The organism is Shimia sp. SK013, assembly GCF_001292625.1.
Taxonomy (GTDB): Bacteria; Pseudomonadota; Alphaproteobacteria; order Rhodobacterales; family Rhodobacteraceae; genus Shimia.
Genome location: NZ_LAJH01000009.1, coordinates 308,475 through 334,219, shown reverse-complemented (window position 1 = coordinate 334,219; position 25,745 = coordinate 308,475). Strand labels below are relative to the sequence as shown.

Annotated in this window: 25 protein-coding genes and 1 tRNA gene; 10 read left to right on the top strand and 16 right to left on the bottom strand. The window is 54.7% G+C overall.

Annotated elements, in window-relative coordinates; genetic code table 11:
* Window positions 1-146 precede the first annotated feature (146 nt).
* Window positions 147-818, top strand: coding sequence for a PAS domain-containing protein (locus SHIM_RS04130; RefSeq protein WP_054001338.1), 672 nt, complete (start codon window positions 147-149; stop codon window positions 816-818).
* A 153-nt stretch (window positions 819-971) separates the two neighbouring features.
* On the opposite strand, the gene SHIM_RS04125 is transcribed toward SHIM_RS04130, so the two are convergent.
* A complete protein-coding gene (locus SHIM_RS04125) occupies window positions 972-2,339 on the bottom strand; it encodes a class II 3-deoxy-7-phosphoheptulonate synthase (protein WP_054001337.1) in 1,368 nt (455 codons plus the stop codon).
* 179 nt (window positions 2,340-2,518) lie between these two features.
* On the opposite strand from SHIM_RS04125, the gene SHIM_RS04120 reads away from it, so the two are divergent.
* On the top strand, window positions 2,519-3,505 hold the full coding sequence (locus SHIM_RS04120) for a GlxA family transcriptional regulator (protein WP_446740596.1): 987 nt from the start codon (window positions 2,519-2,521) through the stop codon (window positions 3,503-3,505).
* On the opposite strand, the gene SHIM_RS04115 is transcribed toward SHIM_RS04120, so the two are convergent.
* Together SHIM_RS04115 and SHIM_RS04110 are read right to left on the bottom strand one after the other, a co-directional pair.
* Window positions 3,506-3,925, bottom strand: a complete 420-nt coding sequence (locus SHIM_RS04115) for a hypothetical protein (RefSeq protein WP_152926445.1) — start codon at window positions 3,923-3,925, stop codon at window positions 3,506-3,508. It abuts the gene before it with no gap.
* Window positions 3,926-3,963: 38 nt separating this feature from the next.
* The gene (locus SHIM_RS04110; protein WP_241488810.1) at window positions 3,964-5,004 is read right to left on the bottom strand and encodes a PQQ-dependent sugar dehydrogenase; all 1,041 of its coding nucleotides are present in this window, start codon (window positions 5,002-5,004) and stop codon (window positions 3,964-3,966) included.
* A gap of 220 nt (window positions 5,005-5,224) precedes the next feature.
* Between SHIM_RS04110 and SHIM_RS04105 the strand changes: the two genes are divergently transcribed.
* The 6 genes from SHIM_RS04105 (at window position 5,225) to SHIM_RS04080 (ending at window position 10,905) form a co-directional block, all read left to right on the top strand.
* Window positions 5,225-6,412, top strand: a complete 1,188-nt coding sequence (locus SHIM_RS04105; protein WP_054001333.1) for an ABC transporter substrate-binding protein — start codon at window positions 5,225-5,227, stop codon at window positions 6,410-6,412.
* A 93-nt stretch (window positions 6,413-6,505) separates the two neighbouring features.
* Window positions 6,506-7,288, top strand: a complete 783-nt coding sequence (locus SHIM_RS04100; RefSeq protein WP_054001332.1) for an ABC transporter ATP-binding protein — start codon at window positions 6,506-6,508, stop codon at window positions 7,286-7,288.
* Window positions 7,289-7,352: 64 nt separating this feature from the next.
* Complete coding sequence (locus SHIM_RS04095; protein WP_082358276.1) at window positions 7,353-8,180, top strand: ABC transporter ATP-binding protein; 828 nt, start codon at window positions 7,353-7,355, stop codon at window positions 8,178-8,180.
* Window positions 8,181-8,183: 3 nt separating this feature from the next.
* Window positions 8,184-8,549, top strand: coding sequence for a hypothetical protein (locus SHIM_RS04090; protein WP_152926443.1), 366 nt, complete (start codon window positions 8,184-8,186; stop codon window positions 8,547-8,549).
* Complete coding sequence (locus SHIM_RS04085; RefSeq protein ID WP_054001330.1) at window positions 8,549-9,559, top strand: branched-chain amino acid ABC transporter permease; 1,011 nt, start codon at window positions 8,549-8,551, stop codon at window positions 9,557-9,559. Before SHIM_RS04090 ends, SHIM_RS04085 begins: the two co-directional genes overlap by 1 nt.
* Entirely contained in the window at window positions 9,556-10,905 is a 1,350-nt protein-coding gene (locus SHIM_RS04080; RefSeq protein ID WP_054001329.1) for a branched-chain amino acid ABC transporter permease, read from the top strand. Before SHIM_RS04085 ends, SHIM_RS04080 begins: the two co-directional genes overlap by 4 nt.
* 58 nt (window positions 10,906-10,963) lie before the next feature.
* On the opposite strand, the gene SHIM_RS04075 is transcribed toward SHIM_RS04080, so the two are convergent.
* A complete protein-coding gene (locus SHIM_RS04075; protein ID WP_054001328.1) occupies window positions 10,964-12,511 on the bottom strand; it encodes a helicase HerA-like domain-containing protein in 1,548 nt (515 codons plus the stop codon).
* Window positions 12,512-12,964: 453 nt separating this feature from the next.
* On the opposite strand from SHIM_RS04075, the gene SHIM_RS04070 reads away from it, so the two are divergent.
* Window positions 12,965-13,561 (top strand): invasion associated locus B family protein, encoded by a 597-nt coding sequence (locus SHIM_RS04070; protein WP_054001327.1) that lies wholly within the window; start codon window positions 12,965-12,967, stop codon window positions 13,559-13,561.
* A gap of 69 nt (window positions 13,562-13,630) precedes the next feature.
* On the opposite strand, the gene SHIM_RS04065 is transcribed toward SHIM_RS04070, so the two are convergent.
* Genes SHIM_RS04065 through SHIM_RS04050 form a run of 4 tightly spaced genes read right to left on the bottom strand, consistent with a single transcriptional unit; the run spans window position 13,631 to window position 17,894 of the window.
* Entirely contained in the window at window positions 13,631-14,839 is a 1,209-nt protein-coding gene (locus tag SHIM_RS04065; RefSeq protein ID WP_054001326.1) for a beta-ketoacyl-[acyl-carrier-protein] synthase family protein, read from the bottom strand.
* Window positions 14,840-14,875: 36 nt separating this feature from the next.
* The gene (locus tag SHIM_RS04060) at window positions 14,876-15,133 is read right to left on the bottom strand and encodes an acyl carrier protein (RefSeq protein WP_054001325.1); all 258 of its coding nucleotides are present in this window, start codon (window positions 15,131-15,133) and stop codon (window positions 14,876-14,878) included.
* A 29-nt stretch (window positions 15,134-15,162) separates the two neighbouring features.
* The gene (gene lpxD / locus SHIM_RS04055; protein WP_054001324.1) at window positions 15,163-16,254 is read right to left on the bottom strand and encodes a UDP-3-O-(3-hydroxymyristoyl)glucosamine N-acyltransferase; all 1,092 of its coding nucleotides are present in this window, start codon (window positions 16,252-16,254) and stop codon (window positions 15,163-15,165) included.
* 32 nt (window positions 16,255-16,286) lie between these two features.
* A complete protein-coding gene (locus SHIM_RS04050) occupies window positions 16,287-17,894 on the bottom strand; it encodes a L,D-transpeptidase family protein (protein ID WP_054001971.1) in 1,608 nt (535 codons plus the stop codon).
* A gap of 385 nt (window positions 17,895-18,279) precedes the next feature.
* Between SHIM_RS04050 and SHIM_RS04045 the strand changes: the two genes are divergently transcribed.
* Window positions 18,280-18,849 carry a YcbK family protein gene (locus SHIM_RS04045; RefSeq protein WP_054001323.1) on the top strand — a complete coding sequence of 190 codons (570 nt, stop codon included), beginning with the start codon at window positions 18,280-18,282 and terminating at the stop codon, window positions 18,847-18,849.
* Between the two features lie 35 nt (window positions 18,850-18,884).
* On the opposite strand, the gene SHIM_RS04040 is transcribed toward SHIM_RS04045, so the two are convergent.
* The 8 genes from SHIM_RS04040 to sufC all read right to left on the bottom strand — a co-directional run bounded on the left by SHIM_RS04040 (window position 18,885) and on the right by sufC (window position 25,742).
* Window positions 18,885-19,838: an ABC transporter transmembrane domain-containing protein gene (locus SHIM_RS04040; protein WP_054001322.1), complete on the bottom strand. Its 954-nt coding sequence runs from the start codon at window positions 19,836-19,838 to the stop codon at window positions 18,885-18,887.
* Window positions 19,839-19,913: 75 nt separating this feature from the next.
* On the bottom strand, window positions 19,914-21,125 hold the full coding sequence (locus SHIM_RS19860) for a glycosyltransferase family A protein (RefSeq protein WP_062946298.1): 1,212 nt from the start codon (window positions 21,123-21,125) through the stop codon (window positions 19,914-19,916).
* 150 nt (window positions 21,126-21,275) lie between these two features.
* Window positions 21,276-21,352: transfer RNA gene (locus SHIM_RS04035), tRNA-Arg, on the bottom strand.
* 63 nt (window positions 21,353-21,415) lie between these two features.
* Window positions 21,416-22,636 (bottom strand): cysteine desulfurase, encoded by a 1,221-nt coding sequence (locus tag SHIM_RS04030; RefSeq protein WP_054001321.1) that lies wholly within the window; start codon window positions 22,634-22,636, stop codon window positions 21,416-21,418.
* Between the two features lies 1 nt (window position 22,637).
* Complete coding sequence (locus SHIM_RS04025; protein ID WP_054001320.1) at window positions 22,638-23,219, bottom strand: YIP1 family protein; 582 nt, start codon at window positions 23,217-23,219, stop codon at window positions 22,638-22,640.
* Window positions 23,219-23,701, bottom strand: coding sequence for a hypothetical protein (locus tag SHIM_RS04020; protein ID WP_054001319.1), 483 nt, complete (start codon window positions 23,699-23,701; stop codon window positions 23,219-23,221). The genes SHIM_RS04025 and SHIM_RS04020 overlap by 1 nt, the downstream gene beginning before the upstream one ends.
* The gene (gene sufD, locus SHIM_RS04015; RefSeq protein ID WP_054001318.1) at window positions 23,701-24,987 is read right to left on the bottom strand and encodes a Fe-S cluster assembly protein SufD; all 1,287 of its coding nucleotides are present in this window, start codon (window positions 24,985-24,987) and stop codon (window positions 23,701-23,703) included. The genes SHIM_RS04020 and sufD overlap by 1 nt, the downstream gene beginning before the upstream one ends.
* Entirely contained in the window at window positions 24,987-25,742 is a 756-nt protein-coding gene (gene sufC, locus SHIM_RS04010; protein WP_054001317.1) for a Fe-S cluster assembly ATPase SufC, read from the bottom strand. The genes sufD and sufC overlap by 1 nt, the downstream gene beginning before the upstream one ends.
* Window positions 25,743-25,745: the final 3 nt, after the last annotated feature.

Here is a 25,745-nt window from a genome sequence, read left to right as displayed (position 1 = left end):
TGCTATCAGTTAACCATTACAATGGCTTTTTATCGCAAATTGGGAAAAATCTTATTAAACATAAAGGGCATCGGGGGATGTCTCGTGGAATAATTAGTCGCTCTTTTTGACGCGATCCATGTGTGCAATTGGTCGGGAATTTAACTATGGATAAAACTGTAAGCGATTTATCAGTCGAAAATGGGCGAGATGGTGCGCTGGTTCTCGACCGAATGGAGGACTATTGGAGCGGTCTCCGACGTGGAAAGACCGTGCCTTACCGCTCCGATGTTGATCCACGTTCGGTTCAACGCATGCTGCGGCACGCTTTCATTCTGGAGCGGTTAGCGCCAGGTGTCGGAAAGCTTCGGGTTTCTTGCAGCACGCTCACAGATCTACAAGGCATGGACATGCGCGGAATGCCAATCGCGTCGATCATTTCCGAAGAAAGCCGCGAAGAGTTCGCGGAAATTCTGGAACAGGTCTTTGCAGGCCCCGCGACTGCGCGACTTGAATTGTCGACGTCGCGCGGTTTCCGCAAGAACGGCAAACGGGCGTCTATGCTTCTCCTGCCCTTGCGCAGTGATTCCGGCGAGATCAACCGTGTTCTTGGGGCTGTTTCAGTGTTCGAAATTGGTAGGAATGGACCGACCCGCTTTGACCTCACGGAAAGCCTTTTGCACGACGTCAGCGTCAAAGACGACGGTTTGGCCGAGCGCCTTTCCGCGCGTCCGGTCACTTTAGTGGATCGGCAAAAAGCGCTTTCAGCGGATGAGCGTCAGGCCAGCACGGTGGCCACCCGGCATGCGCATCTTAGATTGGTTGTGTCTGATACTTAACAGCCAGAAGGCATAAGTGTCGTACAGAAAAGGGCGGAGCCACTGGACATGGCACTCCGCCCTTTTCTATTTTTGGAAACGCGCGGTGGCCCAAAAGGAAAAGGCGCCTCAATAAAATGAGGCGCCTTTTTTGTTTCTGCTTTGATAGCGATGTTAGACGGCGGCGGCTTGCCGCGTTTCATTCATCGCCGAAAGCTCTTCAGCCACCAAGAAGGCCAGTTCCAAAGACTGCGACGCGTTCAACCGCGGATCACACGCGGTGTGATAGCGGGCTGACAGATCTTCGTCGGTCACCGCACGAACGCCGCCTGTGCATTCGGTGACATCTTGACCCGTCATCTCGAAATGCACGCCGCCCGGTATGGTACCTTCAGCCTTGTGGACACCAAAGAATTCCCGAACTTCGCGCAGCACGCTTTCAAACGGACGGGTTTTGTACCCCGTGGCCGATTTGATTGTGTTGCCGTGCATCGCGTCACAGGTCCAAAGCACATTTGCGCCCTCTTCCTTGACGGCTTTGATCAACCGGGGAAGGTGCTCTCCGACAGAGCCGGCGCCAAAACGCGCGATCAAGGTCAGTCGACCAGCCTCGTTTTCCGGGTTCAGCTTTTCCATCAGAACCTTGAGGTCCTCAGCAGTTGTAGTTGGGCCACATTTCAGGCCAATCGGGTTTTGAACCCCGCGTGCAAATTCCACGTGGGCACCGTCTGGTTGACGGGTGCGGTCGCCGATCCAGATCATGTGACCAGACCCAGCGAGCCATTTGCCCGATGTTGAATCCAGACGCGTCAGCGCCTCTTCATATTCCAGCAAGAGCGATTCATGACTTGTGTAGAAATCCACAGTTTGCAGCGAATGCATCTTGTCCGACGTCACACCAGCAGCGCGCATGAAATCCAAGGTATCGCTGATACGGTTGGCCATATCGCGGTATGTCTCGGCCTTTTCTCCCTCGGTAAACCCAAGCGTCCAGGCATGCACCTGATGCACATCTGCGTAGCCACCCGTTGAAAATGCGCGCAACAGGTTCAGCGTGGCTGCGGCCTGCGTGTAGGCCTGAAGCATTTTTTGGGGGTCGGGTATGCGGGATTCAGGCGTGAAGGCCAGCTCGTTAATGATGTCGCCGCGATAGCTGGGCAGGTCAACGCCATCAACAGTTTCCATTGGCGCAGAGCGCGGTTTGGCGAATTGACCCGCCATACGGCCCACTTTCACAACCGGAACCTTGGCGCCATAGGTCAGCACCATCGCCATCTGAAGCATCACTTTGAACGTGTCGCGGATGCCATCGGCAGAGAACTGTTCAAAACTCTCGGCGCAGTCCCCACCCTGCAACAAAAAGGCCTCACCGCGAGACGCGGCACCCAGTTGGGCTTTCAGGCGGCGCGCCTCTCCGGCAAAGACCAATGGTGGATAGCTGGAGAGCTTGGCCTCGACGGCCTTCAGCGCTGCTTCATCCATATACTCAGGCATCTGGATCCGGGGCTTGTTGCGCCAGTCAGATTTCTGCCATTCAGCCATTGTCTTTACTCCAATTAGACAGTCAGAGCCCGCGTTATACATGTGGGTTTATGATAGCGCTATATGCTAAATTCGGCTCTTGACTGCACCTGCGTTTATAGCGCTAAAGTCGTTGCCTAGACCGGGCTGAGGGGCTCTGTCGCCTTGCAGGGGAAAAGGCTTAAATGTCAGACACTTCCATGACAAATATTTCTACGGGAGATCAGAAGCCAAAACGCTTTGTGTTTGTGCTTTTGAATGATTTTACCCTCCTAAGCTTTGCCTCGGCGGTGGATTGTCTGCGTCTCGCCAATCGAAGATTGGGCCGCAAACACTATTCTTGGGTGCTGGCTGGCGAAAATGGTGACTCGGTGTCTTGCTCCACCGAAACCGAGTTCAAACTGGACGAAGAGCTTGGCGAAACCCGTCGGGACGACACCATTGTCTTGTGTGGCGGGATAAACATTCAGGCGGCCACTACCAAACGTCTTTTGAACTGGTTGCGTCGCGAGGCTCGAAAAGGGCCTTCGATCGCTGGCCTTTGCACCGCGTCATTTACCATGGCAAAAGCTGGATTGCTTGATGGCAAGCGCGCGACCATCCACTGGGAAAATCAAGACAGCTTTAGTGAAGAGTTTGAAGATGTAGAGCTGTCCAAATCGGTGTTCACCATCGATGGAAACCGGATGACCACCGCTGGTGGAACGTCGTCGATTGATCTGTTTTTGCAGATCATCGCCAAGGATCTTGGTGATGAGATCGCCAATTGGGTTGCGGATCAGCAGATTTATAGCTCGATCCGCACAGATCAGGACACGCAACGCCTGTCGGTGCCAACCCGCATCGGCGTGCGCCACCCAAAGCTGAGCATGGTTATCCAGATGATGGAAACCAACATCGAAGAACCGATAAGCCCGTCGTTGTTGGCCAAAGAGGTTGGCATGTCCACCCGTCAGCTGGAACGGTTGTTCCGCCGATATCTGAACCGCTCTCCGAAACGCTATTACATGGAGTTGCGGCTGCAAAAGGCGCGTAATCTGTTGATGCAAACCGATATGAGCGTGATCAACGTGGCCTTGGCCTGTGGGTTTGCCTCGCCCAGCCATTTCTCAAAATGCTACCGTGCGCATTACGAAACCACGCCGTATCGCGAGCGTGGCACGCAATCGGCACGGCTTTCGATTTAGTCAGAACAATGCGTTTAAGTCGTGGAAATCCAAATCATATCTGATGTCCAAAATCTTGCGGATGTTTTCCCGCGAATGCATGAAAAGATAGATATAAAGATAGTCGCCGTCAGACGTCCAATATGACAAAAGCTCCTGCCGGAAGCCGTTTTTGAGTGCTTGCGAACGCACCGTCGCAGATCCCAAAAAATCTTCTTCAAAGAACAGTTGCATCTGGCTGTTGATGGCCCCGCGCTCTTCAGCGCTCATGTTAAGATCAGTCCGGATCAAGTCGATGGCATCGCCGATCTTACGTTGCATCACCAACTCGTTGAAATTGGCCAGACCTTCATTGAACTGGGTGCGCTGGTTTGTTTGTGCACCGCCGGTGTTTGGCACCAAAAGGGCGCTGGCCAAGATCACGGCAAGAATTCTGAGCATGGGAATTTCCAATTTGGTCAATTGATTGTTCTGAAACATTACGGGGTTGGTCTCATTCGGTAAAGCGTTCCGCGATCTTCTGACAAAAACCATATACCGCCCTCAGGACCTTCACGAATATCGCGCACGCGTTTGGTCTCATTGGATTTGATTTGGTCTGTTTCGGTTAGGTTTGAACAACACAGCACGGAGATGTAGTCAAACTTGAGGCTACCCACGAACATGTGGCCCCGCCACTTCGGCCACAACTTGCCAGAATAGATCATCATGCCCGAAGGCGCGATGGAAGGATCCCAATAATGTGCGGGTTGCTTCATGCCCGCTTTACTGGTGCCTTCGCCAATTTTGCCACCTGAATAATGCTGGCCATATGATATCACAGGCCACCCGTAATTTGCGCCTTTTTCGATTTGGTTGACTTCATCGCCGCCCTTGGCGCCGTGTTCAACGGCCCAAAGCAGTCCCTCAAGATCCAGCGCCATACCTTGTGGATTGCGATGCCCGAAGGACCAGGTTTCATCCCGCGCGTCGCTGCGCCCAAGATACGGATTGCCAGATGCCGGATCACCGCTTCGGGTGATACGCAAGATTGACCCGTTGTGACGGTCAAGATCCTGGGCAGAGGGACGATCTCCGCGATCCCCGACAGAGACAAAAAGCGTGCCATCATTAGCTTCGACCAATCGGCTGCCAAAATGACGCCCACCGCTGCTGCCCTCGCTGATCTCAAAGATCACCTTCACATTCGACAAGCGCTTAGCGTCTACGTTCAATTGACCGCGTGCGACCGCAGTGCCTTCGCCGTTTGGCTGCTTTTTCGCGAAGGTTAAAAAAATTTCCCGCCGCTGTTCAAAATCACGCGGTACCAACACATCCAGCAAACCACCCTGCCCTTTGGTCTGCGATTTGGGCACGCCGGCAATTGTGCTGCGTCCTCCGTTTGGGCCGATATGGATCAGCTTCCCGCCAAGCTCCGTGATTAAAAGGCCGCCGTCTGGAAGGAATCCAAAACTCCAAGGTGTCTTGAGTTTGGTTACCACAGCTTCAAAGGTCATTGCTTCCGCCGCGTCACTCGCCATTGGCGTCACAAAAGCCGAGAACACCGTCACTAAAAGACATCGATATAAGTATTTGAAATATGACATAATTAACCACCCATTTAGAGGCCTTCGGCAACTCCTAAAACGGTAGCATCAAACACCTGCCTCGTGTGATCAAGTTTTGGGCAGTTGCCTCTTTTCTTTTGAAAACTCCCCGCTTAGGCTCGCGGCAGTTAAAAAACGAAACGGGAGTGTAAAAATGAAAAAAATGCTTATGGCGACGGCAGCGACCGCGCTAATCGCAGGGGCCGCATCGGCCGAAGACATCAAACTGGGCATCATTCTGGGCTTTACCGGCCCGATTGAATCTCTAACGCCCTCCATGGCGGACGGCGCTGAACTGGCGATGAAAGAAGTTTCCGACAGCGGCAAGCTGCTGGGCGGTTCTACTGTTATGCCTGTGCGTGCTGACTCCACCTGTGTTGACGCCGCCGCTGCTTCGGCCGCAGCCGAACGTCTGATCACATCAGATGGCGTAAAAGGCATCATGGGCGCGGACTGCTCCGGTGTGACTGGTGCGATCCTGAACAACGTGGCGCTGGCCAACGGTGTTGTGATGATCTCTCCTTCGGCGACGTCTCCAGGCTTGAGCCACATGAACAACGAAGACAACGGTTTGTTCTTCCGCACCGCACCTTCGGATGCGCGTCAAGGCGTGGTCATGACCGAGGTTCTGATGGAAGAAGGCATCAAAGAAGTTGCCGTCACTTACACCAACAACGACTACGGCAAGGGTCTTGCTGATGCGTTCCAGGCTGCGTTCGAAGCGGCTGGTGGTACAGTGACAATCAACGCAGCCCACGAAGATGGCAAAGCCGACTACTCGGCTGAAGTTGGTGCGCTGGCTTCCGCTGGTGGTGATCGTCTGGTTGTCGCGGGTTATGTGGACCAAGGTGGTTCCGGCATCGTTCGTGCCGCGATTGACTCTGGTGCGTTTGACACGTTCCACTTCCCTGACGGCATGATCGGCGCCAAACTGGAAGAGAACTTCGGCGACGAAATCGAAGGCTCCACCGGTCAGCACCCTGGCACTGACAGCGCAGGTGCCGCCAAGTTCGAAGAACTGGTCGCTGGCGCGTTTGACGCAACCTCGCCTTTCACACCAGAAAGCTATGACGCGGCAGCTCTGATGATGCTGGCGATGCAGGCGGCAGGCTCTTCTGACCCAGCTGACTACAAAGGCAAAGTCATGGATGTTGCTAACGCACCCGGCGAGCAGATCTTCCCTGGTGAGCTGGCCAAAGCGCTGGAAATTATCGCTGGTGGCGGTGAAATCGACTATGTCGGTGCAACTGCTGTTGAGCTGATCGGCGCAGGTGAGTCGGCTGGTAACTACCGCCAGATCGTCATCGACGGCGGCGCAATTACCACGGCTAAGTACCGCTAATCGCTTACTGATCCGAACTCGAAAACAGCCCGGCTTGTCCGGGCTGTTTTTCAATATATAACGCGCAGCAATGAACTGTGCAGGGGGTGTAACATGATCGTCGTTGAAGACGTTCACAAACATTTTGGGGGCTTTCGTGCTGTTGACGGTGCCAGCCTTCGTATCGAACCGGGATCCATCACCGGTCTCATCGGTCCAAACGGTGCCGGAAAAACCACTCTTTTCAATGTAATCGCTGGCGTTCTTGAACCAACGTCCGGTCGCGTGACCATGGACGGCGAAGACATCACTGGACTGCCGCCGCACACACTTTTTCACAAGGGCCTGCTGCGGACGTTCCAGATCGCGCATGAATTCAGCTCGATGAGCTGCCGCGAAAACCTGATGATGGTGCCCGGCGCGCAATCTGGTGAAACGCTTTGGAACACATGGTTTGGCCGCAAACGCATCGCGGATGAGGAGCGCGCATTGCGGGCCAAGGCCGACGAAGTGCTTGAATTTCTTACCATTGAACATCTTTCCGACCACAAGGCCGGTCAGGTCTCCGGTGGTCAGAAGAAGCTTCTGGAACTTGGCCGCACGATGATGGTGGACGCCAAGATCGTGTTCTTGGACGAGGTCGGCGCGGGTGTGAACCGCACGCTGCTGAACACCATTGGCGATGCGATTATCCGGCTCAACAAAGAGCGCAATTATACCTTTGTGGTGATCGAACACGACATGGATTTCATCGGCCGCCTTTGCGATCCGGTGATCTGTATGGCCGAGGGCAAAGTGCTTGCCCAAGGCACGTTGGATGAGATCAAGGCCAATGAACAGGTGATCGAGGCGTACCTCGGCACCGGGCTTAAAAACAAGGAAAAGCTGAACGCATGAGACGCTGCAGAACGTCGGTAAAACGGCTGCAAAGCGACAGTGCAAATTCAGCGGGGAGTGAGTGATGACGGGCAATCCGTATCAAGACGATCGTGGCAACAAAGATGCCTCGATCACCAATCCCAAAGGCGGCGGAGAGATGACTCCTGCTGTCGGGACTGGCAAAGAAATGAACACAACAGACGCGTTTCTGGTCGGCGACAGCATGACCGGTGGCTATGGCAAAGACGGGCCGGACATCCTGCATGACTGCACGATTGCCGTGAACCCGGGCGAGATTGCCGTGATTGTTGGCCCGAACGGTGCTGGCAAATCTACGGGCATGAAAGCTGTGTTTGGCATGCTGAACCTGCGCCAAGGCTCGGTGCGGCTGGATGGTGAAGACATCACCAATCTCAGCCCGCAAGTGCGCGTGTCAAAAGGCATGGGGTTTGTGCCGCAGACCAACAATATCTTTGGCTCCATGACGGTCGAAGAAAACCTCGAAATGGGCGCGTTCATTCGCAAGGATGATTTTGCCGACACAATGGAGCAGATCTATGGCCTGTTCCCGATCCTTAAGGACAAGCGCAACCAGCCTGCGGGCGAGCTGTCAGGTGGTCAGCGTCAACAGGTGGCCGTGGGCCGCGCGTTGATGACCCAGCCAAAGGTTCTGATGCTGGATGAGCCGACCGCAGGCGTGTCGCCCATCGTGATGGACGAATTGTTTGACCGCATCATCGAGGTCAGCCGCACCGGCATTCCGATCCTGATGGTCGAACAAAACGCCCGTCAGGCGTTGGAAATTGCCGACAAAGGCTATGTGCTGGTTCAGGGGCGCAATGCCTTTACTGGCACTGGCAAAGACCTGCTCGCGGACGAAGAAGTCCGCAAGTCGTTCTTGGGGGGCTGATTGATGCAAGCACATCTTCAGAATACAGCTCTCCCAGCAGCCGCAATTGCCTTGTTGTCGTCTTGCTCCACAGTGGGTGCCACGGACTATTTGGTTACTTGCCAAGTGGAGTCCAACCTTAGCAGCGGCACTCAAACGCTGCGAGTGTGGGACGAAAACGTGGGTGACGATTGCCCGCTGGTCGCAAGCTTTGAAGGCAGCGACGGTATGGAGTGTTTTCAGCAGTTGAAAGGCAGCGAAGAGTTGCGTTTTGCTGGGACCGATACTGACACGTACATCACCGTTCAGACTTCTGGACGCGGTGCGTATGTTTCCTCAGCCGGAAATGACTTCGTGTTCATGACTGGCACATGCGAGGTGTTGAACTAATGGACTTCCTTAACGCCATTGTGGCGCTTTCCAACTTTGTCATCATCCCCGCGATTGCCTACGGCAGTCAGCTCGCGCTTGGCGCGCTGGGGGTGACGCTGATCTACGGCATCCTGCGGTTCTCCAACTTTGCCCATGGCGACACCATGGCGTTTGGCGCCATGCTTGCCGTGCTGATCACCTGGTGGTTCCAGTCGATGGGTATGAGCTTTGGCGTTCTACCGACCGCCCTGCTTGCCCTGCCCTTTGCCATTCTTGGCACCATGGCTTTGATGCTTATCACCGATCGCGTGGTCTATCGGTTCTATCGAGAACAAAAGGCCAAACCCGTGATCCTTGTGATCGTGTCGATGGGCGTGATGTTCATCATGAACGGTCTGGTGCGCTTTATCATTGGGCCGAACGATCAAAAGTTCGCAGATGGCGAGCGGTTCATCATCTCGGTTCGCGAGTTCAAGGCGATGACGGGCCTTAAGGAAGGTCTGGCGATCAAAACCACGCAAGGCATCACGGTTGTGGTGGCGATCATCTGTGTGGTGTTGCTGTTCTGGTTCCTGAACCGCACGCGCACCGGTAAATCCATGCGCGCCTATTCAGACAACGAAGATCTGGCGCTGCTCTCCGGCATCAACCCCGAACGCGTGGTAATGTACACATGGTTGATCGTGGCCGCTCTCGCGACCACCGCCGGTGTGCTTTACGGTCTGGATAAATCCTTCAAACCCTTTGTCTACTTCCAGCTTTTGCTGCCGATCTTTGCGTCAGCGATTGTCGGCGGTCTTGGCAGCCCGCTTGGCGCCATCGCCGGTGGGTTCGTGATTGCCTTTAGCGAGGTCACAATCACCTATGCTTGGAAGAAAGTGTTGAAATATTTGATGCCCGAAAATCTGGAACCCTCCAGCCTCGTGCAGCTTCTCAGCACAGACTATAAATTTGCCGTCAGCTTTGTGATCCTGATTGTGGTTCTGCTGTTTAAGCCGACGGGCCTGTTTAAGGGGAAATCGGTATGAGCGAACCTGTGAAAAATACCGTTCTTTTCGTGCTGGTCTTTGCGATGATCGCGTTGACCGGATTTATGCAAAGCTGGAACGTCGCGTTGCTCATTCTCAACATGGGGCTGATTTCGGCCATCATGGCGCTGGGTGTGAACCTGCAATGGGGCTTTGCCGGACTGTTCAACGTTGGTGTCATGGGCTTTGTGGCGCTTGGCGGCTTGGCCGTGGTTCTGACATCCGCGGCCCCTGTTGAAGGTGCCTGGAGTGCGGGCGGGTGGCGCATTGTCATCGCTCTGCTTGCGGGGGCTGGCACCATCATTGGCACCGTCATGGTGCGCCAACGCATGGCGGCGGGTCGCGCGCGCAACATCGCAACCGTGGCCATTCTTGCAATCGGGTTCTTCATCTATCGCGGCATCTTTGATCCCGCTGTGGAAGCGGTCGAAGCCATCAACCCTGCGCTGCAAGGCAACCTGGGCGGCCTGAATTTCTGGGCACTAGGCCGAACAGCGGACGAGTTGCCACGGCCAGATTATTTTGTTCTCGTCGCCTGGCCAATGGGCGGTCTGCTGGCCGCTGGTGTGGCCTGGTTGATTGGTAAGACGGCGTTGGGTCTGCGGTCAGATTACCTGGCGATTGCGACGCTGGGCATCGCCGAGATCATCATTGCCGTGATGAAAAACGAAGACTGGCTGGCACGGGGAGTGAAGAATGTAAGTGGTATACCGCGACCAGGTCCATACGAAATCACTTTGCAGGCCACAACTTCCTTTGTAAGCCGAGCAGAAGGACTTGGTCTGGATCCAACTACAGCCTCGTCGATCTTTGTGAAACTCAACTACTCGGTTCTGTTCGCTGTTGTGCTGGTTCTAATCTTTGTGATGGCACAGCTCGCCTTGAAAAGTCCTTGGGGCCGCATGATGCGCGCGATCCGTGACAACGAAGTCGCGGCCGAGGCCATGGGCAAAGACGTCACCAACCGTCATCTGCAAATCTTTGTACTCGGCTCGGCTGTGTGCGGCATTGGCGGCGCGATGATGACGACACTGGACGGTCAGCTGACCCCCGGCACATATCAGCCGCTGCGCTATACCTTCCTGATCTGGGTGATGGTGATTGTTGGCGGGTCCGGCAACAACCTTGGCGCTGTGCTGGGTGGCTTTCTAATCTGGTTCTTGTGGGTTCAGGTTGAACCTATGGGCCTGTGGTTGATGCAGTTGATCACATCCGGCATGGCTGAAGGCAGCGGGCTCAAGAAGCATCTGATCGACAGTGCTGCGCATATGCGCTTGTTGACCATGGGCGTGATCTTGCTCTTGGTGCTCAGGTTCAGTCCAAGGGGTCTTATCCCGGAGAAATAAAGAAAAAGGGCGTCCCACGGGGCGCCCTTTTTTGTTGTTAAATAGTTCGGTGGCGCAATCAACGTCCCTTGAACAAGCCGCCCAACACGCCGCGCACAATGCGCCGGCCTGTGGTACCGGACAATTCCTTCACAACCATCTTGGTCATGGCCTCGCCAAACGTATCATCGGCTCTGACGCGCAAAGTGCGCGACGATGACCGCCGCACACGCGCACCTGAGTACCGTCGTGCCGAGGAAAATTCACGCTCTGCCACGCTCATCTCTTCTTCTTTGGCCTCAGCGTCTTGCGCCGCCGCCGCCGCCTTGTCCGCCCGCTCTTTTAAAATTTCATAGGCGGAGCGTCGGTCTTTCAATTGATCGTATTTGCCGGCCATTGGCGAGGCCGCCATCACTGCGCGTCGTTCTGAAAGACCAAGCGGGCCAAGTTGTGAGCTCGGCGGGCGGATCAGTGTGCGTTCCACAATACCCGGAACACCTTTTTTCATCAGCATCGATGTCACGGCCTCCCCGACCCCGACTTCTCGGATCGCTGCTTCGGTGTCAAAACGAGGGTTGGGTCGATAGGTTTCAGACGCCATTTTCAACGCTTTGCGGTCGCGCGCAGTAAAGGCGCGCAGCGCGTGTTGGACGCGATTGCCAAGCTGGCCAAGGATGTCTTCGGGAATATCGTCGGGGTTTTGCGTGACGAAATACACCCCCACCCCTTTGGAGCGGATCAAACGCGCGACCTGTTCAACCTTGTCGACCAAGGCCTTGGGCGCGCCGTCAAACAACAAATGCGCCTCATCGAAAAAGAAGACCAACTTGGGTTTGTCGGAATCACCAACTTCGGGCAACTCCTCAAAAAGTTCAGACAAGAGCCACAGCAGGAAGGTTGCGTAAAGACGCGGCGCACCCATCAGCTTGTCGGCTGCCAGCACATTGATCTGTCCCCGTCCGTCGGCACCCACATGCATGATGTCCATCAAATCCAGCGCCGGCTCGCCAAACAAATTGCTCGCCCCCTGATTTTCCAACACCAGAAGGCGCCGTTGAATGGCGCCAATGGAATGCACGGACACATTGCCATAGCGCAACGCAATTTCGCCCCGGTTTTCACCAAGCCAAACCAATAGGGATTGCAGGTCCTTCAGGTCCAGCAACGGCAACCCTTTTTGGTCTGCCAATCGGAACGCAATGTTAAGAACACCTTCCTGCGCCTCGGTCAGTTCCATAAGACGCGCCAACAACAGCGGGCCCATTTCCGACACAGTGGTGCGCACCGGATGCCCCCGATCGCCAAACAAATCCCAGAACGTGACCGGAAAAGACTCATAGATATAGTCATCAAACCCGATCTGTTCGGCGCGATCGGTAAACGCCTGATGCAGTTTAAACGTCTCGCTGCCCGCAGCCGCCAGCCCCGAAAGATCACCTTTCACGTCGGACAGGAACACAGGAACGCCCGCGTTGGCAAAGCCTTCGGCGAGAATTTGCAAAGTCACAGTTTTGCCGGTTCCGGTGGCCCCTGCAATAAGGCCGTGCCGGTTCGCATATTTGAGCGACAGACCCTGCTTGTCCTTATAGCCTTCGCCGCCGCCGCCGATAAATACTTTGCCGTCCATATCCGTCCCCGGTTTTGAATATCTTTGTTGGCCTTTCGGCTTATTGCCAAGATAGGCCGGGTTGGTCGCCGTCGCCAGCCCTCAATCCGCATAGCCCAATCAGGCTGAAACCTTCATCCGTGTTGAATTGCACAAGATAGGGCGACAAATTCGTTAACAAGTAACCTATCGAAATCCCAATGAAAAATCCGAAACTTGCTGTTGACGGTTCGTAAATAAATTCGTAGCTTCCCTGCAATGAATAAGTCGGCCAGTCCGACGGGGAGTGAAATTAAAAGGGGCCCACCTTGTGGGCCCCTTTTTTTATTCCAACAACCGGCGTCTTTTGCAGGCATCTTATTTCCGAGTATAGAAATCCCGGACGCCCTCTCGATCTTTGTTGCGCTTTTTTCTGACATTCGATGAAGGGCATGCTAATCGGAACACAACTTCACGCTATTGATGGGAAATCTCATGCCCAAGTTTTACCACCTCCTCGTTGCCGCGGTTTTCGCGGTCTTTTCTGGTCCGGCCTTTGCACAGGTTGGATCACTGTCAGACGGTTCGCTGTCTGTTGGCCAAAAGGTCGAACAAGCGCCGCAAGCTCCAACCGGCACGGCCGCAGATGTCACGTCGGTAATTCACGGCGATTGGGACCTTCAGTGCGCCAAGGACGGTCCTGAACCCCGCCCTTGCCGTTTGTACCAGTTGATGAAGGATCAAAACGGCAGCCCTCTGTCGGAGATAACACTGTTCAAGCTGCCTGTCCCTGATGGGACCGCAGTGGCCGGCGCGACCATCATCGTGCCGCTTGAAACCCTTCTTCCTACGCAATTGACCATCACGGTTGATGGTGTGAATGCGCAGCGATACCCGTTTGCCTTTTGCAACCAAGTTGGCTGCATCTCGCGCGTTGGATTGACCGAAGAAGATATCGCAGCGCTTAAGGCCGGTACCGAGGCGTCAATCGTGATTGTTCCCGCCGCTGCGCCAGATCAGATCGTAACAGTCACGATGTCGTTGAAAGGCTTCACCAATGCCTTTGACAACGCCGTTCCGGTTCCAAACTGATCCTTAAGTCTTTTCAAATAAAGAGAAAGCCGCCCACTCCTGAGGCGGCTTTTTTATTTGGGTAACTGATCAGAACCGACGAAGTGCGAGCACTGCGTTCAACCCGCCAAATGCAAACGCGTTGCTCAGTGCAACTTCGACGTTGGCGTCGCGGGCTTCGTTGGGCACCACGTCAATGGCGCATTCCGGGTCTGCTTCTTCGTAGCCGATCGTTGGGGCAACAATGCCATCACGCACCGCCATAATACAGGCCAACAACTCTACTGCACCGGTACCACCAATCAGGTGACCGTGCATGGATTTGGTGGACGACATCATCAAAGCATCAGCGTGCGGGCCAAACACATCCGCAACAGCGCTGCATTCGGTTTTGTCGTTGGCGGCTGTGCCTGTGCCGTGCGCATTGATATAGCCTACGTCCTCGCGGTTTAGTCTGGCATTTTCCAGTGCGCCGGAAATCGCGCGCGCCGCGCCCTGCTTGGATGGCATCACAATGTCTGCGGCGTCTGAACTCATGGCAAAACCCACGATTTCGGCGAGGACGTCGGCACCACGGGCCTTTGCGTGCTCGAGTTCCTCAAAAACAAAAGCACCAGCCCCTTCGCCTTGCACCATGCCATTGCGATTGGCTGAAAACGGCCGGCATGCGTCTTTGGACATAACGCGCAACCCTTCCCAAGCTTTGACCCCGCCAAAACACAACATCGACTCCGCGCCACCTGTGATCATCACCGGAGACATGCCGCTTTGAACCATCTGAAAAGCTTGCGCCATCGCGTGGTTGGAGCTGGCACAGGCGGACGCCACCGTAAAACTGGGTCCCTTGAGGTTGAATTCCATGCTAACGTGGCTGGCAGCCGCATTGTTCATCAACTTGGGCACCACAAACGGGTGCACCCGGTTTTTGCCGTCCTCATACACGGTGCGGTAGTTTTCATCGAGCGTCTGCATACCGCCGCCGGAATTGCCAAACACAACGCCTGATTTGGCGGCGAGATCGCCGTGGAATTCCAAGCCTGACTGACCAATGGCCTCGCGCGCTGCGACGAGAGCAAACTGTGTGAAGCGGTCAAACAGCGCTATCTGTTGGCGGTTAAACAGCTTCTCAGACTCGAAATCCTGTACTTGCGCGCCAATTTGGACCGCAAGCCGTTCAACATCTCGAAGGTCCAAAGGCCCAATGCCACAGCGCCCTTCGCGCATTGCCTCTAGCGTTTGATCAACATTGTGGCCAAGCGCGTTGACCGTTCCTGCTCCGGTGATTACCACCCGTTTCATAGTGTTATCCCTGCCCACGCAGTTCTGCGTGTGATTTTAGGCCTGCTCCGAAACCAGTGACTGGATTCCGGAAATGATGCTCGCGACCGATGAGATGTCAAAATCGCTGGCGCTTGGTTCATTGGCATTGAACGGCACAGATATATCAAAAGCTTCTTCAATTGCGAAAATGCTCTCTACAAGACCAAGACTGTCGATCCCTAGGTCTTCGAGGGTACTTTCAAGGGTCACATCCGAAGGTTCCAAAACCGCCTGTTCTGCAATGATTTCAATAACCTTGTCTTGAATGCTCATGTGATATCCTTTCCAAGCCTCGACTCGATTTAGTCATTGGACCCACGTTTGGAAACAGATTTTTGAAGCTCCGCCATCTGTTTCATAAATCGTGGCAATCTGCGTAGGCTTTTGTACATTTCCAGATTGGTGTCCATCTTGACGGCAGGGTAACCCAACATCACCTGTCCCGCTGCGACTTTGGTCAGGATCTTGGTGCCGCCTCCGGCAATAACGTTGTCACCGATAGTGGTATTGTCGGTCACGCCAACTTGGCCGCCGAAAACCACGTTGTTGCCAATCACCGTTGATCCGGCGATGCCTGACTGAGCGGCAAAAAGACAATCGTGGCCAACCGTTACGTTGTGCGCAATGTGCACGAGATTGTCGATCTTGGTGCCGTTGCCGATACGCGTGTCACGTATGGTGCCATAATCGATACAGGTGTTTGCGCCAATTTCCACGTCATCCCCGATCGTGACGGCGCCCAACGAATGAATGCGCGCCCAGGTCTGGCTGTGCACTTCACCTTGATCCCCGAGGCTTTCGCGGGCTTTTTCCACCCCGGATTCCTCAGGTGTCACGAATGACATGCCATCGGCACCGACCCGCGCGCCGGGTTGGGCACGAAAACGTGCGCCGATAGAAACCCGCGCGCCAATCGAAACATGGTCGCGCAAAAACGCGTCATCGCCCAAATCGCAGTCCGCACCAATATGGCAAAACGGTCCGATCACACAGTTTGAACCGATGCGGGCCCGCGGGCCGATCACCACAAATTGGCCGATTTGCACATCGGCGCCGATCTCGGCGGTTGTATCAATCTGTGCCGTTGGATGGATGCCCGGCGCATAATGCTGTCCAAGGTCCATCATTTCGGAAAGACCGGACATGGCGTATCGCCCACGTGTTGGGATGATCGCCGCCTCCAGCCCCATGGCTTGCCAGTCAGCGCCGGGCCAGAGCATCGCGACCCTTGCCTGGCCCTGCGAAAGGCCGTCCGCAAATTTTGGATTGGTCAGCAAGGCCAAATCGGTGGAACTGGCGCTTGCTGGTTCCGCAACACGTTCAACTACGATGTCGATGTTACCGAAAGCCTCGCAGTCCAAGGCTTTTGCAATCTCATGTACGGTGTATGTCATGGGTTCTCCCCGGGATGCACTCCGGGGGCTATTTATCCCTGTTGACCCGGCAATGCCACCCCTTCATTGGCCAGCGCTTTCCAGATTTTGGCATCCCGACCGTAAACATCACGGCGGTATTGCACCGGCCCTTTGGCCTCGGTGTAGGCCGTGCGGTAAATGATGTGAACGGGAATGTTGACCTCAAGATCAACTCTGGTTTCACGTCCAGTTTTCAAACGTGAATGAAAGAATTCCTTTGGGTTCTCTTCCTGCTTTGCAAGCAGGGCATAGGCGAAATCAAAGGGCTGTTGCAGGCGAATACACCCGTGGCTGTAAGCGCGTGTTTCACGGGCAAACAGTGCCTTTTGTGGGGTGTCGTGCAAATAGATGTTGTGTTTGTTGGGGAACATAAACTTCACCAGCCCCAACGCATTGCGGTTGCCCGGTGCCTGTTTCATGTCAAACGGGAAGTTGCGCGTGGAGAATTGGCTAAAGTCCACCTCACTGCGATCAACGGTCTGTCCACGCGCGTTCACCAGACGCAAATACCCAACCGCATTTGGGTTGTTCTGCAGCATCGGCAGGTATTCCTTGGTAGCGATCGAACGCGGCACATTCCACGTTGGATTGATGACCATATGCTCCATCGTATCCGAAAATTCCGGGCTGCGGCGGTCTGATTGGTTTTTCCCAACAACCGATCGAGTGCGGAACGTCAGTTTGCCGTCGTCAAAAATTTTGGCGGTAAAGTCGGCCAGATTAACGAGGATTTCACGTCCCTCAATCGACCTGTCCAACCAGCGTTCCCGCTCCATTGCGACCATAACCGACTTTAGCCTGTGCTCGGGGCTGCGGTTGATTTCTTCGATTGTTCCTTTGCCGGAAACGCCGTCGGCCTCAAGTCCGTGGGCAATTTGAAAAGCCTGAACAGCCTTTTCCATCGTGCGATCATAACTGGCGGAAGACGAGCGTTGCATAAAGCCCAATGCAATCAGCCGGTCGCGCAGCATCGTCACAGATGCACCTGAGTCGCCGGGTTCGTATTTTCCGCTGGGAACCTGTGCACCCCAACCTCCCGAGGCAATCAGCCCCTCAAGGCGCAGGCGTTCTTTCTTAAGCCGCAGGTATTCAGGGGTCTGAGGCGCCAATCCTTGCATAAAGCCGTTTGGATCCTGGGACGCCACAAACGAGTCCATCAGCTCTTGTTTGTCGCGATAGGCAATTTTGCGCACCAAGCCGTCGTCGATTTTTGAGGGCACCAACATGCCGGACGTCAAATCACGCGCGTACTTAAGATAGATCTGCGTCATCGCCACTTCGACAAGGCCCAAATCCCGGCGCGACCGTGCCGCCGCCATTTGGCCTACCAATGCGTCCACATCGTAACGCGCAGCAGGCAACCCATGCTCATCAGAATTGGCCAAAGCGCGGATCAAAGCTTTGCGTCGCTCGCGGGAAATCTCGGTCTCTGCGGTCCAAACGGCGTCATACTGGACCGACCTATAATAGGCGGCGACACTCGAATTGTGCGCAGCAGCCTCCGCGACGGCCTGTTTGAATACTGGAAACGCGACGGCCGGACTGGCTGTCAAAACTGTCCCCGCAAGAAGCGCTGCACCGATTTTGGACACAACGTGGCGTTGGAACCCTAACAACATATTTTGACCCTCGAACTGTTTTATGTCCGCAGCTTGGCGGTTTGTTTGGTCTACCATCATTAACTGCGTACTTGCTGTCTAATCACAACTTCTTCAAACCACAAACCCCCTGAAAAGTGTGGCCCGGAAACCCGTCAAAAGCGCTGCATGTCGTCAATTTTATAGAACATTTAGCGAACAGTTTGTGCGCCAGAGGCCCCTATATGAGCGTATTGCCACCTGTTAAGCAATTTTTCGCCTAATTCGGTCAGTATGCAAATCAAGTGGAAAACAGTTCTTGGAGCATGAATCCATGTGTGTCATAAATTTCCGACATCTGTGGGGATGGTTCACGAGCTGCGTAACATCGCAGCAACAGGCAAGCGACGGGACAGGCGCTGAAACTATGATTGATAACAGCTCTTCGAGCATTTCTAGGCGCGCGGTATTGGGCGCCTTTGCAGCAACCGCACTCGTAGCTGCACCGACATATTCCAACGCAGCAGGTTTTCTGCGTGGCGGCGGCGATATCCGACGTATCCGCATGTACTCCGGCCGCACGGGCGAACGCCTGGACACAATTTATTGGGTCGAAGGCAAATACATCAAAGACGCCGTGAAAGAGATCAACGCATTCATGCGTGACTGGCGGTCCAATGATGTGATTTCGATCGACACACGCACCATCGACATTATGGCGGCGTCCCATAACCTTATGGATGTTAGCGAACCTTACATGTTGCTGTCCGGTTACCGAAGCCCGGCGACCAACGCCATGCTGCGGTCGCGGTCGCGCGGTGTTGCCAAGAATTCGTTGCATATGACCGGTAAGGCGGCTGACCTCCGCCTCTCATCGCGTTCGGTGAACCAGATGGCCAAAGCCGCCTCAGCATGTCGCGCTGGTGGTGTCGGACGTTATTCCGGATCAAATTTTGTGCACATGGATTGTGGGCCTATTCGCAATTGGGGCCGGTAAGGCACCCTACCCTGTCCAATTTGAGAGGCGTCCTTTTAGGACGCCTTTTTTGTTACTGTCACTGGTTTTGGCTGATCAAAGGCATCGCTTGACTTGAGTATCAACTCGAATTTCACCCGCGCTGCACTCAACTCCTTGTAAAAGTTCAACAACAGCCGCCAAGGCCCGTTGATCCGCTCCAACGCTGAAATTGCCGCAACCACTGTGCCGACGTCGGACAGGCCTTCGCGCATCAACAAGCCGCCGATCAATAAGATGCCCACAAGGCCGATGCCGCTGATGACGTTCATGGCCATCTTCATCGACAGTTTGAGTTTGAAAATACCCCGCCGAGTGAGGAAGATTTGGTCAAAATCCTGCAGGATCTTTTCCTGCACGTGATGAATGTTTTGCACCTCTTCTTCGGAAATGTCGGAAGACGCCTGTCGCAACACAATGGTGCGCTCTTTTACGCGCCGGTTCACCCGCTCCTGCAGGACCAAAACAATCGCGGCCTGCGGCAGGATGATTAAGACCAGAAAACCACCAAGATAGGGCTGCGTTGCGGCGACATAACTGACCACAGATACCAATGTGCCGACCTGCAAAAGCGGGTTCGCCACGGCCTGTCCCACAAAGCGCCCCACTTCCTCGGCCTCGGCCGCGATGATCGTGGCCAATGTGCCGGTGTTTGGTTTTCGTTTGGTGTCAGGGTTATGGTGGGCGCCATAGATACTGGCTCGGATGCGACGAATGATGTCTTCGCCGAGAACGGAACTTTTGTAGTTGAGCGCAAATTTGAAGATGTTGGTGACAATGATCACCGCCAAATAGCCACCACAGAGCCAGAGCAGCTGAGCGATTTCCAAATCCGGCCCAAGACTGTTGATAATGTCTTTCTGGAACTGCAACGGTGCGGCGGCCAGTGCGGCCACGATCAGCGAAAGCACCACAAGTGTCAGCTGTGCCCGTCCGGTGTTGCGCCAAATTCGCGCATAAAGGTCCCACATAGATCGCCATCCTTTTCTTGTGAGTTCACTATTTCACGCTTTGGCGGAAAAGCCAGCCACGGTCGGCGTGTCCAATCAGATCAGGCGCTTTATCAAATTGAACGGCGCAATGGCGCGCGCGTACAAGGTCATTTTGCTGTCTGCTTCCATCGCTAACTCTGCCGGATCAAGTGCGAAATCATCGGCAAATTCCGCCAGATCGGCCGCACCGACACAGCGTTTCCAGTGTACATCGCCCTTGCGCGGGCCATCGTGATTGCCGTGCCCGCATCCTTTGGCCACCAGCGGAGACCGCCACGGGGTCAACTCCGCAACCATCGACTGCGCAGCGTGCCGACCCAAGACGCGCAACAGGCCAAATTCGTTTTCAGCGCTGTTTTTCGCCTTGTCCAAAAATCGCGCAAAGTCAGGGGTGTAAAGCGTCGCCGTATCGTCAAACAGCGGCAGTGAAAGAAAATCTGGCCACCATCGATTTATCCTGTCGGCAAGCATTTCGGCAAGAAAGATGCGGCAACTGCCACAGGTGTGGTGGAACTCGTCGATGCGCAATGCAGCAGTCAGAGAGAATCCTGCGCCATTGGTTTGAAGCGCAGCATGAAAGCCGCGGGTCACAACCAATCCTTCGTCGGATTGTCCCATCGCCGACAAAGCCTGCTGCGCAAAATCACGACGCACCAAATCGTCGCCGTCCAAGAACATCACCGCCCGCGCCCGATGATTGGTGAGCGCCAGGTGCGCGCCTAACAGGTGTTTCTTGCCCTTGTCCTCGCGTACATCCAAAACGTTTTCGGTCCACTCCGGACCATCGCCCAGCAGAACAAAAGTCACCTTCGATCCCATCGCATCGCCCCACGCTGGGATTTTGTGGCACATCACAATGACCGAAATGTCGTCGTGAGATTGCGACAGGCAGGAGCGAATGGTTTGCTTAAGCAACCACTCTACCGCGTTGTAGTCTTTAATATTTCCCCCGCTTGGATGAACGACGGGAATGATAAAACTCACCCGGTCACCTACCACGTTTTGAGGCTCTACGGCCTGCCGCCCCCTTAGGATCGATGGCAACTCTTCCAACGCCGCAAAAGATTGCGTGTCGCCAAACCGATCGCGCCAATTGGGTAAGCTATTTCGCGGCGCCACGAACAATGTGTCACCGCTTGCGGCCACCTGATCCAAGCCCTGTACCGCTCTGCCAAAGGCACAGGCATCAAATTGTTCCAAAACATCCGGGACATTCGGTGCTCTCAATGCATGCTCAATCTGGCCGAACTGCCAGGTCGATGGCATGCGCAATCCAGCGGACAAGCACAGTTGAACAAAGTCACGCTTGTCCCTCGCTCCGAGTTCGGCCGTAATGAGTTTTTGCAAAGACCTCGACATGTCTATCCTTTTGGTAAAGACCAAAATGCCTGCCAAACGGTTCAAGTCAAAGGAAAATGGCGCACCCAGAAGGATTCGAACCTTCGACCTTCGCCTTCGGAGGGCGACACTCTATCCAGCTGAGCTATGGGTGCGTCATTGGCTCTATATCCACAGGAGCCTTTGGCCGCAATCGCAAAATCGCGGCCAAGATTGGTTCAGGCAAACAACTCGTGCGCCAGATGAAGCGCGTCGATCAGAACGTCAACTTCCTGTTCGGTGTTGTACAGGCCAAAGCTGGCCCGGCAGGTGGCGCTGACGCCAAGATGCTCCATCAAGGGGCCGGCGCAGTGGTGGCCCGCGCGCACAGCGACGCCCTTCTTGTCCAGAATGGTCGAGATGTCATGCGCATGCCCTGCCCCGTCGAGCGTAAAGCTAAAGATCGCGGCTTTGTCAGATGTGGTGCCTTGCACCTGCATCCAATTCAGCCCGGCAAATTTTTGGGCCGCATAGTCGCGCAAGCCCGCCTCATGTCTGGCGACGTTGTCCATCCCCAGGTCCATCAAGTACTGCAGCGCCACACCAAACCCGATTGTCTGTACAATCCCCGGCGTTCCTGCCTCAAACATCATCGGCGGATCGTTATAGATCACAGCCTCCTTAGAGACCTCCTTGATCATATCCCCCCCGCCGATAAACGGACGCATCTCCGCCATACGCTCGGCTTTGCAGAAGATCGCGCCGGATCCTGATGGACCGTACAGTTTGTGGCCCGTGATGGCGTAGAAATCACAATCAATGTCTTGCACATCGACAGGCGCGTGAACCGACCCTTGCGAGCCATCCACGAGAACCGGCACTCCCACGGCATGCGCACCAGCTGTGATTGCCTTAACGTCGACCATCGTGCCCAAAACGTTGGAACACTGCGTTACGGCCACCAACTTGGTTTTTGGACCAATCGCATCGATCACGGCTTGCGGATCAAGCGCGCCGGTGCTGTCGACATCCACCCATTTGATCACCACGCCCTGACGTTCGCGCAGAAAATGCCAAGGTACGATATTGGCGTGATGCTCCATCACGGACAGCACGATCTCGTCGCCTGCTTGCATACGTGGCATGGCCCAACCGTAGGCCACCATATTGATGCCCTCTGTCGTGCCCGAATTCAGCACAATTTCGTATTCGCTGGCGGCGTTCAGGAACTTTGCAATGGTGCCACGCACAGCCTCATACTTGTCTGTCGCCAGATTAGAAAGGTAGTGCAAACCCCTGTGAACATTAGCATATTCCATCGAATACGCCTGCGTGATCGCGTCAATCACCACCTGCGGCTTTTGCGCAGATGCACCGTTGTCGAGATAGACCAGCGGCTTGTTATTCACCTCCCTGGACAGGATCGGAAAATCAGCGCGAATTTTGTGAACATCATACATCTCAGGACATTCCAATGACGGTTGCGGTGAACAAAGAAAGGAAAACAGACAGCCCGACAGTCAAGCCCACAGCGGACAAGACAATCACGCCAATGGCTTTGCCAAAGGTTTCAAAACCATGTGCTTCTTTCAGATAGTTGAGCAAAATCCAAACGCCGTATAGGCCAGCAGCCATAACAAACATCTGGGCAAGCGATGGCGACAGGATCATCAGGACAAGGGATGCAACTTGCACGGCAAGCCGCATGTATTGCAGCCACCCGACCATCAGCAAAATGGTGTCAAACGACGCCCGACCACCAAGGCTATGGCCAACCCAATAGAAGGCAAAAACAAAAATGACCGTGGAGGAGCCCAGCATGAACCAAACCAGATAGGGTTGGCTCAAAAGCGGAATAGACATCTCGACAGGTGCGGGAAACAGGGTAATCGACAGGAAGTAGACCAGCGTGTTCAGCGTTACAGCCAGCGCCAGAATGGTCCAACCCGTCATACGGTCAAATCGTATGTTAGACAGAACCTGCGCCGCCTGCGCCGGATCACGGATTGTCAGGCCAAACAGTTGTATCAATTGCTTTTTCATCAGATCCCTTTTCCGGCCTGCAACATGCCGGACATCCAAAACCACAGAAAACAGACCAGCCAGACCAGGCCGACAATCGACAATTGAATCCCCTCGCCGATGAAGCCAGCCACAAGGCCGTGAAGCAAGATCAAGGGCGATGCAGCCAGCATGGCCCAGAACAGCGCGACACGGGATCCATAGGGCGTTTGTTTGCGGCGCAATGCGCGGAAAACAAAATGAATTGCAAAAGCCAACGCGTAGGCCAAAAGCGGCGCAATAAAGAGCCACGCCATGAGCGTGCCACCCAACAACGGGTTAAGCTCTTGGCCGGTCACATGCGCTTCGCGGGCCAGCCGCGGCCACTGCCCTATAAAGGTCACCACACAAGCCGCCATAAGGATCACAAATGCACGGTCCTCACGCTCGCCCATGGCCAAAAGGCGGGCCACAACTTTGTGTGGCCCACGGTAAGTTGCTGCGATGTCGCGAACGACCGGCATCAGTCGCGCCGCCGTTCCAGCCAGCCTTCAAGCCGTGCAAGGATTTCGTCACGCAAGTCTTCATTTTCGATTTCGTCAACGGCCTCGGCGACAAACGACAGAACCATCAGATCCGTGGCGATGTCTTTTGGAACACCGCGCGCGCGCAAATAAAACAACGCATCCTCATCGATCGCACCCGAGGTAGAGCCGTGCGAACACGCCACGTCATCGGCGTAGATCTCAAGCTCAGGCTTGGCGAGAAACTGGCTGTCTTCATCAAGCAAAAGCGATTGGCTTATCTGATAGCCATCGGTTTTCTGAGCGCCGGGTTGCACAAGGATTTTGCCTTGAAACACACCGGTCGCGCCATTGCGCAGCACTTTTTTATATACCTGACGGCTTTCACAGTTCACCGCGTCATGGGTCACAAACACCGTATCGTCGTGGTGGAAATCACCATCACCCAGACAGGCGCCGGCCACATGTGCCACGGCATCATCTCCAGTCAGCTCCAAAATGGCTTCGTTGCGGGTCAGTCGGCCATTCACCGTCAGCGTGAAAGACTTGAACACGCTTTCTGTGCCAAGACGCCCGAAAATATGCGTGACTGCGCGGCGTTCATGATCGCGACCTTGCGCCCGCACATGATGGAATGACGCGCCATCAGCCACATCAACTTCCATGGATTTGTTGAAACGCGCTGCCGCAGGACCGTTTTCCAAAACCGTCAGTTCAGCACCGGCATCAAGTTTGATCACGTGGTGCAGGATCGCGTCCGAAGAATTTGAATTATGGCGGTAAATCAGGTTCACAGGCTTGGACACCTTGCCCGTGACATGGATCACAACACCGTCAGTGGCAAAGGCAGAGTTCAGCGCAGCCAGTGGACGATGCACGGGTGTCTGTCCGTTGATTTCCAACGCCCCATAAAGGTCGCGCACCCAATGGATGTCTTTCTGTGCAACATCCGCAAGGCGTTCAATGCTCAACCCTTCGCAAGCAAGGTCATCTGATTGCGCGGCATCAAACACACCATCCACAAAAACAACTTTGAGCCGGTCAAACCCGTCAAACAGAGGGGTTTCTTGGGCGTCAAATACCAACGCCTCAGGAGCATCGGCCTGTGTCAACGTGTCGGGACGGGTGTATTTCCAATACTCATCACGACGATCCGGCAAACCCATTTCACGCAGGCGCGCCAAAGCGTCCTCGCGCGCCTCGGTGGCCCATTTGCCACCAGCAGGAAGGTTCATACCTTCCAAACGTGCGGCTGTGGCATCCATTTTCTTTGCAGTTACGGCCATTACGCCATCTCCGCCAGAATGTCGGCATAGCCGTTCTTTTCAACTTCAAGCGCCAGCTCGGGGCCACCGGTTTTGATAATCCGACCATCGGCCATGATGTGAACAACGTCCGGTTTGATGTGATCCAACAAACGCTGGTAGTGCGTGATGACCAAAAACCCACGACCTTCGTCGCGCAGCGCGTTCACGCCTTCAGACACCAATTTCATCGCGTCCACATCCAGGCCGGAGTCTGTTTCGTCCAGAATGCACATCTTTGGCTCAAGCATCGCCATCTGCAGGATCTCGTTGCGTTTCTTTTCACCACCGGAGAAGCCAACGTTGACTGGCCGTTTCAGCATGTCCGCGTCGATCTTCAGCGTTTTTGCCTTGGCGCGGATTTCCTGAAGGAAGTCTTTGGCGGACAATTCTTCTTCGCCACGTGCCTTGCGCTGCGAATTCACCGCTGTGCGCAGGAATGTCATATTGCCCACCCCGGGAATTTCGACAGGGTATTGGAACGCAAGGAAAAGGCCCAAGGCCGCGCGTTCTTCTGCTTCCAGTTCCAACAGGTCTTCGCCGCTCAAAGTGGCGCTGCCTTCGGTGACTTCATAGCCATCTTTGCCCGAAAGCACATAGCTGAGCGTGGATTTACCAGAGCCGTTTGGCCCCATAATCGCATGCACCTTGCCAGCTTCGACTTTCAGGTCGACGCCTTTCAGGATTTGCTTGTCTTCGTCTTCAAGTTGGACCTTCAGGCCTTTGATTTCCAACATAAT

What these genes read in the sequence shown, in the direction of transcription:
- SHIM_RS04040 (WP_054001322.1), bottom strand. Translation starts at nt 19,838, where the DNA reads ATGTGGGACCTTTATGCGCGAATTTGGCGCAACACCGGACGGGCACAG.
- SHIM_RS04030 (WP_054001321.1), bottom strand. Translation starts at nt 22,636, where the DNA reads ATGTATGATGTTCACAAAATTCGCGCTGATTTTCCGATCCTGTCCAGG.
- SHIM_RS04080 (WP_054001329.1), top strand. Translation starts at nt 9,556, where the DNA reads ATGAGCGAACCTGTGAAAAATACCGTTCTTTTCGTGCTGGTCTTTGCG.
- SHIM_RS04100 (WP_054001332.1), top strand. Translation starts at nt 6,506, where the DNA reads ATGATCGTCGTTGAAGACGTTCACAAACATTTTGGGGGCTTTCGTGCT.
- SHIM_RS04020 (WP_054001319.1), bottom strand. Translation starts at nt 23,701, where the DNA reads ATGCCGGTCGTTCGCGACATCGCAGCAACTTACCGTGGGCCACACAAA.
- SHIM_RS04125 (WP_054001337.1), bottom strand. Translation starts at nt 2,339, where the DNA reads ATGGCTGAATGGCAGAAATCTGACTGGCGCAACAAGCCCCGGATCCAG.
- SHIM_RS04120 (WP_446740596.1), top strand. Translation starts at nt 2,519, where the DNA reads ATGACAAATATTTCTACGGGAGATCAGAAGCCAAAACGCTTTGTGTTT.
- lpxD (WP_054001324.1), bottom strand. Translation starts at nt 16,254, where the DNA reads ATGACATACACCGTACATGAGATTGCAAAAGCCTTGGACTGCGAGGCT.
- SHIM_RS04060 (WP_054001325.1), bottom strand. Translation starts at nt 15,133, where the DNA reads ATGAGCATTCAAGACAAGGTTATTGAAATCATTGCAGAACAGGCGGTT.
- SHIM_RS04075 (WP_054001328.1), bottom strand. Translation starts at nt 12,511, where the DNA reads ATGGACGGCAAAGTATTTATCGGCGGCGGCGGCGAAGGCTATAAGGAC.
- SHIM_RS04070 (WP_054001327.1), top strand. Translation starts at nt 12,965, where the DNA reads ATGCCCAAGTTTTACCACCTCCTCGTTGCCGCGGTTTTCGCGGTCTTT.
- SHIM_RS04110 (WP_241488810.1), bottom strand. Translation starts at nt 5,004, where the DNA reads ATGGCGAGTGACGCGGCGGAAGCAATGACCTTTGAAGCTGTGGTAACC.
- SHIM_RS04025 (WP_054001320.1), bottom strand. Translation starts at nt 23,219, where the DNA reads ATGAAAAAGCAATTGATACAACTGTTTGGCCTGACAATCCGTGATCCG.
- SHIM_RS19860 (WP_062946298.1), bottom strand. Translation starts at nt 21,125, where the DNA reads ATGCCATCGACCTGGCAGTTCGGCCAGATTGAGCATGCATTGAGAGCA.
- SHIM_RS04065 (WP_054001326.1), bottom strand. Translation starts at nt 14,839, where the DNA reads ATGAAACGGGTGGTAATCACCGGAGCAGGAACGGTCAACGCGCTTGGC.
- sufC (WP_054001317.1), bottom strand. Translation starts at nt 25,742, where the DNA reads ATGTTGGAAATCAAAGGCCTGAAGGTCCAACTTGAAGACGAAGACAAG.
- SHIM_RS04050 (WP_054001971.1), bottom strand. Translation starts at nt 17,894, where the DNA reads ATGTTGTTAGGGTTCCAACGCCACGTTGTGTCCAAAATCGGTGCAGCG.
- SHIM_RS04105 (WP_054001333.1), top strand. Translation starts at nt 5,225, where the DNA reads ATGAAAAAAATGCTTATGGCGACGGCAGCGACCGCGCTAATCGCAGGG.
- SHIM_RS04115 (WP_152926445.1), bottom strand. Translation starts at nt 3,925, where the DNA reads ATGCTCAGAATTCTTGCCGTGATCTTGGCCAGCGCCCTTTTGGTGCCA.
- SHIM_RS04090 (WP_152926443.1), top strand. Translation starts at nt 8,184, where the DNA reads ATGCAAGCACATCTTCAGAATACAGCTCTCCCAGCAGCCGCAATTGCC.
- SHIM_RS04130 (WP_054001338.1), top strand. Translation starts at nt 147, where the DNA reads ATGGATAAAACTGTAAGCGATTTATCAGTCGAAAATGGGCGAGATGGT.
- SHIM_RS04095 (WP_082358276.1), top strand. Translation starts at nt 7,353, where the DNA reads ATGACGGGCAATCCGTATCAAGACGATCGTGGCAACAAAGATGCCTCG.
- SHIM_RS04085 (WP_054001330.1), top strand. Translation starts at nt 8,549, where the DNA reads ATGGACTTCCTTAACGCCATTGTGGCGCTTTCCAACTTTGTCATCATC.
- SHIM_RS04045 (WP_054001323.1), top strand. Translation starts at nt 18,280, where the DNA reads ATGATTGATAACAGCTCTTCGAGCATTTCTAGGCGCGCGGTATTGGGC.
- sufD (WP_054001318.1), bottom strand. Translation starts at nt 24,987, where the DNA reads ATGGCCGTAACTGCAAAGAAAATGGATGCCACAGCCGCACGTTTGGAA.